Origin of the sequence: Azospirillum soli (genome assembly GCF_017876165.1) — a bacterium.
GTDB lineage: Bacteria > Pseudomonadota > Alphaproteobacteria > Azospirillales > Azospirillaceae > Azospirillum > Azospirillum soli.
The window spans coordinates 107407-114750 of the sequence record NZ_JAGINQ010000019.1; the positions used below are offsets into that span (position 1 = coordinate 107407).

Annotated in this window: 7 protein-coding genes; 1 reads left to right on the plus strand and 6 read right to left on the minus strand. The window is 65.6% G+C overall.

Annotated elements, in window-relative coordinates; genetic code table 11:
• Window positions 1–580: 580 nt before the first annotated feature.
• A complete protein-coding gene (locus tag J2852_RS24280) occupies window positions 581–1459 on the plus strand; it encodes a DMT family transporter (protein ID WP_209880688.1) in 879 nt (292 codons plus the stop codon).
• A 145-nt stretch (window positions 1460–1604) separates the two neighbouring features.
• Here J2852_RS24280 and J2852_RS24285 read toward each other — a convergent pair whose 3' ends face one another.
• From J2852_RS24285 to J2852_RS24310, 6 genes are all read right to left on the minus strand, one after another.
• Window positions 1605–2228, minus strand: a complete 624-nt coding sequence (locus J2852_RS24285; protein ID WP_343206810.1) for a helix-turn-helix domain-containing protein — start codon at window positions 2226–2228, stop codon at window positions 1605–1607.
• Window positions 2229–2494: 266 nt separating this feature from the next.
• On the minus strand, window positions 2495–2968 hold the full coding sequence (locus J2852_RS24290) for a hypothetical protein (RefSeq protein WP_209880690.1): 474 nt from the start codon (window positions 2966–2968) through the stop codon (window positions 2495–2497).
• Between the two features lie 91 nt (window positions 2969–3059).
• Window positions 3060–3602 (minus strand): uracil-DNA glycosylase family protein, encoded by a 543-nt coding sequence (locus J2852_RS24295; protein ID WP_209880692.1) that lies wholly within the window; start codon window positions 3600–3602, stop codon window positions 3060–3062.
• Complete coding sequence (locus J2852_RS24300; protein WP_209880694.1) at window positions 3551–4369, minus strand: hypothetical protein; 819 nt, start codon at window positions 4367–4369, stop codon at window positions 3551–3553. Before J2852_RS24300 ends, J2852_RS24295 begins: the two co-directional genes overlap by 52 nt.
• 97 nt (window positions 4370–4466) lie before the next feature.
• Window positions 4467–5768 (minus strand): hypothetical protein, encoded by a 1302-nt coding sequence (locus J2852_RS24305; RefSeq protein WP_209880696.1) that lies wholly within the window; start codon window positions 5766–5768, stop codon window positions 4467–4469.
• A complete protein-coding gene (locus J2852_RS24310) occupies window positions 5765–6730 on the minus strand; it encodes a hypothetical protein (RefSeq protein ID WP_209880698.1) in 966 nt (321 codons plus the stop codon). Before J2852_RS24310 ends, J2852_RS24305 begins: the two co-directional genes overlap by 4 nt.
• Between the last annotated feature and the right edge of the window lie 614 nt (window positions 6731–7344).

Consider the following 7344-nt stretch of genomic DNA (forward strand, 5'->3'; position numbering starts at 1 on the left):
CGGGTTTTCCCGCGTCTCGATGGCTGAGAAATGGACACGCCGACGGGCAGCGCCCTTTGGAGCCACCCTTTCGATCGTCGCCAGTTTTCGGGATCCCGCCCCCCTGCCGCATCACCATTATAGCAGCACAACATCGAAAGCAATCCTGCCGAGCACCGAGCGACCCGTTGTGCTTGTTGCGCGAACGAGGCGCGGTCTGCCATTCGTTTTCGGAGAGCAAGCCCGAAGAACCACGGCGGCGGGCTTTCCCCCTCACGCCTTTGGATGAAGAAGTTGGCAATCTTGCTCACAGTTCGGGTGGGCAAGCGCACGACCCTGCGCCCGCTGATTGCGCGGTCCCGTTCGGGGCCATGGCCGGCGACCGCATGCGTGCCACGCGCATCGATGCGGCGCGCTGCACCGTTCAAACTGGCCAAAATTCGCATGGCTGCGGATGCCGCCGCGAACACCCTATAATTGAGCGAGCCTTGCTGTTCCGTTTGCTCTGGTGTAAGTCGAGCCACGCTGCGGCGAAGCCGCCGGCCCTCGCTGTCCCGTCTTGCTCAAGCCTCTCCCATCACCACAGACCCTGGCCCTCATCGTGTCCCGTCGGCTCGCCAACCTCCTGCTTGTTCTCGCCGCGGCCATCTGGGGTGGCGCCTTTGTTGTTCAGAAGATGGGCGCTGCCCATCTCGGGGCGATGACCTTCACCGGCGCACGCTTCCTGATCGGTGCCGCGGTGGTTCTGCCGCTGGCTTGGCGCGCGTTGCCCGCAACGCGGCTCGACCGGCGGACTTGGCTGGGCATGCTGGCAACCGGCGGCGCCCTGTTCGCCGGGGCGGTGCTCCAGCAGATCGGCATCAATCACACCACCGCCACCAACGCCGGGTTCTTGAACACGCTGTACGTGCCGCTGGTGCCGTTGCTGGTGTTCGCGGCGGCGCGCACCGTGCCGTACCCGGTGGTATGGCCGGCCGCTGCCGGGTGCGTGCTCGGCACCTGGATGTTGAGCGGCGGCGGCGCGCTGGCGATCGCCCCCGGCGACCTCTGGGTGGTCGCGTCTGCGGTCTTCTGGGCGGTCCAGGTGTGCCTCGTGGGCGCTGTATCGGAGCGCGCCGGTTCGGCGACGGTGGTGGCCGTCGTGCAGTTTTTGGTCTGTGGGGTGCTGAGCACGGCCTGGGGACTGGCGAGCGAGCCGACGACAATGGCCGAGTTGGCCGAGGCTGGCTGGGCCATCGCCTACACTGGCGTGCTGTCGGTTGGTGGAGCCTTCACCATGCAGGCGATCGGGCAGCGTTACACGACGGCCGCCGATGCCGCGGTGATCCTCAGCGCCGAGGCCGTCTTTGCCGCACTGGCTGGCGCGCTGGTCCTGGGAGAGCAGGTGACGGCCCAACAGGCTTTGGGCTGCGGCGTGATCCTGGTGTGTATTCTGGCGGTACAACTCCTGCCATCGCTGTTCCGAGCCCGAGTGGCCTGATTCCGCATGAGCAACAGGAAGCATTTGTACGCCGCCTCGCGACGGAGATGGCAGCGCGCGGCACAGGCTGTCCAGAAATCTGATAGCCCATAGAAAGCAGCCGCATGCCAGAGGACGAGAGGCTCTTTGGCGCCGAAACGGCCGTCTAATCCTTCACAGCGCCGCTTTCATCGGCGTTTCCGGCATCCGCGAGGGCCTGCACCAGAGCGCTCAGCGCATCACGGACGCCAGCATTGGGTACACGCTGGATCGCCGACGCCGTCCGCAGCGCTCCACGGTCCGCCACGCCGTCCAACCCGGCGGCGACGTTCGGGCCGGCTTCACCCGCGCCGTCGAAGAAATACGACACCGGCACATCGAGTGCGTTGCCCAAGCGGAAAAGCGTGCCCGCGGAGATCCGGTTCGAGCCGCGCTCGTATTTTTGGATTTGCTGGAAGGTCAGGCCGATGGCTGCGCCGAGGTCGCCCTGGCTCAGGCCACGCAGGGTCCGGGCAATCCGCAAGCGCTGCCCGACATGGACATCGATCACGTCGGGACCGGCCTTGCCCTTTCTCCCCCGCGGACGGGCCGCCGGCTTTGGGGCGTCCGCGGCGACCGGCTCCGGGGTCGTCATGACGGCGACGTCGCGCGCCGGCGTTGAAGCGGCAACAGACACGGGTGCACCGCTGTCGTCGGCCGCCGCGGCCGGCTGCGGCGAGGTGGTCTTCGGCGCGATGTCGGCCAGTGACCACGTGCTTTTCGCCCTCGCGCGGGCGCGCTTCGGCGCCACCGCGCCGATGTCTGTCGGCGACCAATTCCGAGACCTGCTCATTGCGCTGACGAACCTGATGAATTGCTCTAGCGGTCGCCTATCATGCGGGCCATACCGACACAACAGACAAGCCCTGCGGCACCAAGAAACCGTCCGTAAAAGGGACGCTGAGACCTCCGCGGTTACGGTTTCAGAAAAATCGCCGACCAAGTCGACCAAAGACCGCGAAAGTGTTGCTCGCAGCCGGGCTTCGATTGTTGCCCATCCGCCGTGTGGGGACGCCATCAGGTCCTGATGAGGTTATCGGCTGGCTTCTTTTCCGCCGGCGCCGTCGGCGCGAGGCGGTCCAGGGCGCGCTTCAACGCGTCTATGCCGGATGCCGCCGAGCCCCTGGCCGATTCAACCGCCTCGGTGATCGCCATGCACAACTCCAGTCGCTGTTGCGGGTCCTGACGGCTTGATTCGAGCAGCCGGCCGATGACGCTGGTGCCGTCGTCGGTGCCGGGCTGCGACGCCCTCGGATCGACGCCGAGCAGCGGCAGGATGTACTCTCGCCCCTTTTCGCGGGCGATGGTCACCGCCTTGTCGCCAAACTTGCCGGCCGCCTGGAGTCCCATGTCCCAGGTCGTCAGCGCGGCGGACACCGTCGGCGCACACAGCGGGCCGGTTCCCGGCGCCGGATCGGCCGCCAGCGCTGGACCGGTGGCGAGGATGACGGTGGCGATGACGAATGCAGCGGAGCGTGAAACGGTCGGCATGAATCCAGGTCCCCAAGGTGGCCCCGCGTATTTGGGGGTGTGAGTGCCGCGGGTCCAGTCGGGCAGCGCGCGTCAAGGATGACCGAGCCGTCTACAGCACCCTCTTGATCGCGGCGTGCACGACAGGCGCGTCGTGCGTCGCGTCGTGGCGGGTGTGCGCTCCCGTTGGATGGCTCAGGTAAAACACAGGGATTCCGTGGAACTCGGCTCTCTTTGCGGCCCGCGTGTCAGGCATGGGATGGACGGGAACGTCCATGGCTTTTAGAAGCGGCATGCCGAGCGCGAGGACCGCAGCCGGTCGGGTTGCGCGTATAAGCCTGAGTGTTCTTTCCTCGCAGTTCCGCCGCAGATCCTTGGGTGCTTTGTCCGCGTTGGCGACGGCTTGGAAATGCCAGACGTTCATTCCCACGGCCGACCTGATCAGGTCCCGGTCGAACAACGCCATCAGACGCTCGCCGAACAGGTGTCCATTGTTGAGGTAGGAGTTGGTCTCGGGTATGCGGCCGGACAGCATGGCTCTGTTGTTCGGGCCGTCCAGCGGCGCGTTGCGGCCGTCAAAGTTCGAGGGATTGATGCCGCAGATCAGCAGGGGAGGGCTCTCCCTTGGAGGCGAGTAGAAGATGGCAAAGCCCACGTCAGGCGCCGTGGCCGGGGACAGACGTAACGCTGGTGCTGGGGCGATGTCTTGAGGCGCTCGAATTCGGCGCGCGTTTCCTCATACACGTCGCGGACTTGCCGCAGATAGGTGTTGTCTGAAGGGCTGCCCGACGCCGAAGAGGTTGCCTTGTTCGCCGGAGTGTCGTTCCCTCCGGCCTTTTTTGCGGCATTGTCGCGCGCCCATTTCGCCCGAATTTCGTCATAGCCGCATAAATCTAACTTGCCCCGCCGCTCTTCCTCCACGCGCTTTCGTTGTTCTTCGCGCTCCAACCAGGCTTTGTTCGAGAGCGCGAGATTTCGCTGCTGCTCCTCCTTCCGTCCGGCATCCTGCCTTTCGACGGTGGCGCGCCACGCCGCCACCTCAGCCGCTATTTGCTCCTCTTCGCTGAGCGCCTTTGCTTCGACCACCTCGGGCATCGGGAGGGGAGCCTCGGTCCGAACTGGTCGCCGACGCCACACGCCGCTGGTTTCCGGTTGGGCATTTGGTGCCGCGTCGGCCGCAATCCGGGGATCGTCGCCGGGTGACTTTGCTAGTCTCCGACGCCATACGCCCTTGGCTGCGGGTTGCGCGCATGACGCCGCGTCTGCGGCTTTGGCCTCGGACCGATTCAAATGTCTGTTGACGATGAGGATCAACACGCCTGCAGCGGTCAGCCCCAGCAGAAGGATCGCCACTTCCGGAAAAGCCTTGAGGATGGTGAGCAGCAGGAGCAGGACAATCAGCAGAAAGGCCACGTTCTTCATGTCGCACCGGCAGACGCTTGATGGAAACACGGCTTTCGCATCTGACCTCCGCGCGTTGATGCTCCAAGCAGTAAGCGCTGCGTTCTTTGGCCTTCTCTCATCGGGCGGCAAGCAAGCGTGCCAGCCGTTCATCGTACCCGGCGGCGGCGGCGACCAAGTTCCCGTGCGCGGCACCGACGTTGGCCGGCAGCAAGCCACCGCTGGCCGTGAGCCGCAGCAACGCGGAGGACCGCGTCAGCAGTCGGTCGGCGCTGCCCGCGGGGTAGATCGTTTCCAGGTGGACTGGGTCCGTGAGGGCGCGCCGCAGGTCGTCCCGCACGAGGGCCTTGGTGCGCAGATCGCGCCGGAATCGCGTTTTGATTTCTGGGACGATGTCGCGGGCTGCACCTCCCGCGGCGTAAAGGGCGTCTGTCACCCATTGGCGCTTGGCCTCGAGCCGTTCGAGCACCCGATCCATGGCCCGGGCTGCGTCGCCCGTGTACCGCTGGACGGCCTTGGACAACGCATCGGCGGGGCTTCGGCTCAAGATGTTCCGCTTGAGCCAGTCGGCTGCCGGTTTCGACAGCCGATAACCAAGGGCGCTGCCGATCAGCGGGGCGACGACCAAGGGCCAACCACCGGACACCGCAAACGCGGCCAACGCGAGCGGAGCCCCCGCCTTCCCGGCAGCGGCGAACGCCACGCGGGCCACGCCTTCGGTCACGCACGCCTGAACGGCGCCGGAGAGGTCGGTTCGACCGGCCAGGAGCGCCAAGCCTCCCTTGGCGGCGGTTACCGCCGCCGAGATAAGCGGAATCTCCAGATCGAGCGCATCGACGCCAGCGCCCAAGGAGTGCTCGGTCAGGTCGCGCACCTGGTCGCGCACGAGCCCAGGAACCGGCATCACCATGGGGTTGCCGGCAAAGTGATCGGCGAGGTCCTCGTTGCAGAACACCGGGATGTCCGGGTAGCGCTCGAAGTGATGCCGGATGCCGTCCGGGCTGGCCAAGCATTTCACCTGGAAGGGATCACCGTTGACGAACAGGTCAGCGCCAGGAAAGTTGGCGGTTTCCGGAAACTCGACATCGGCGCCCATAGCCAAAAGCCGGTGCGCCACCATGCGCTCGGCGACGTAGCCCTGCAGGTTTGACAGTACCCCATCGGCGGAAGCCTCGGCCATGGCGTGGACGCGCTGGGCCTCAATCAGGAACTTGGCTAGGTCGTCGGCCCCGTTGGTCCGCGCGAAGCCGACGGCATCGATGACGCTCGGATCAATGCGCAGGAGGTCGTAGAGCAGGTCGCCGGCGGTCAGCGCGTTGGCCGTATGGTGCTCCCGCCCCGACAGAAGGTCGAACACGCGCGCGGCCTTGCCGTCCGGTGCGGCCCGCCGCTCATCGCGGGCATCATCGGCACCGCTCATGAAACCCTCCAGAGGCCGGGGCATTCCTTGGCCCGGGCCACCATCTCCCGACCGGTCGAAAACTTGTAAGCCTCCACAAAGGCGGCATGGTCGTCGACCATCGCCGCAACCGGATCGCCGTCGGTCCGCAAGCCAGCGGCCACCACGGTCTGGGTTACGATCATCGGCAGCATCGCCTGGTGGATTTTCTTGTTGCCCCATACCGTCGCCGCCCCCACCACCACGAGGCCGAGCGGTCCGATCACCATGGGGCTGGTGATCATGGCCAAGGCCGAGGTAGCGGTCATGTAAAAGCCGAACGGAAGCGTGACACCAACAGCGCCGGCGACAGCCGCGATCGCCGAGGTCAGCATGGTGTAACTGGCGAAACCGCCGACGGACACCAGGGTCGCGAGCCCGGCGCTCATGCCGCTGGTCAGCATGACCTTGCGGACCGCATCGGCGGAGAGGTCGTCCACGCCCAACGTTTGCCGCAGGGCCGCTCGGTCCCCTTCCTCCATGGCTTCAGCCACGGCTGCGATCCGCTCAGCCATCGCACGCTGCTCTGCCTCGTTGGCCTTTTGGAATTCCTCCTCCACGACCCGCGCGGCCTTGTGCAGCATGTGGCGGGTCATGTCGTCGGTTGTCGTCCCGGTGAACGCCTTGTCCGTCTCGGCGAGCGCCCGCACCGCCGCGTGTTCGATTGTGAGGCCGAGTTCGTGCAGACGTCCGACGCTGAGGCGGTCCGGAAAGCGGTTGCCGACGGTGTCGAGCAGACGGGCTAGGATCAGGACGCGCAGTTCGGCGACGGGCCGGGTGTCGTGGTCCCGCGGCAGCGTTGGCGATGGCGTGGCGGCACCGATGCGGCGGCACACCTGTGCGTAAGCCGATGTCCAGATGCCGCTGTCGTCCCACAGGGCGATCTGGGCCGCCAGCGCCTCCCGGCCCTGCCGGGTCAAACCCTCGACGAAAACGCTGAGCATGCCGCCTCCAATTGCACACGGACTGAGTGTGGCGAGGCATCGTTGCTTTGACAACAGGATGTGTGAAGGGCGCCGCGCTCAAAAAATCGACGCTTCCGAACATTCTGGCCCCACTTGTATGCCAAGACGGTTGTTTCCGGCTACCGTTGGTGGCCTGGGCTTGGCGCGACTACAGCGCCACACGGCCCGCCGACACCGCCCGCCGACAATGGGAGAAGTCCGTCCGGTGCAGGCGAAGCACAAGCAACTGTTCGCTGCGCTGCTCGCCACAGGCGAAAACTGGAAACCGCCGATAGGAAAGATAAGCGTCCCGCTTTGCTTTTTTGCCTCAGATAGCGTTTTCCATGCGACAGTCGACATTCCGCTTCAGCGCTTGGGTTCCCGCTATCCGTGATTGTCATGGCCGGGAGAAGCCGGTAAGGTCACGAGCCATACGGCAAGGGGAAGTTGCTCGCGATGTCGACCTCCATATCCACGGATACAATTCCGGACATTCAACTGCTTGACAACACAAGCGAACGTAAGCGGTGTTCTCAGGCCACGGCGGGTTCCGCCTGCCGGGTATGGCCCCAGGGCAGGAGCTCATCGAGCTTGGTGATCGGATGGCCGCTGGC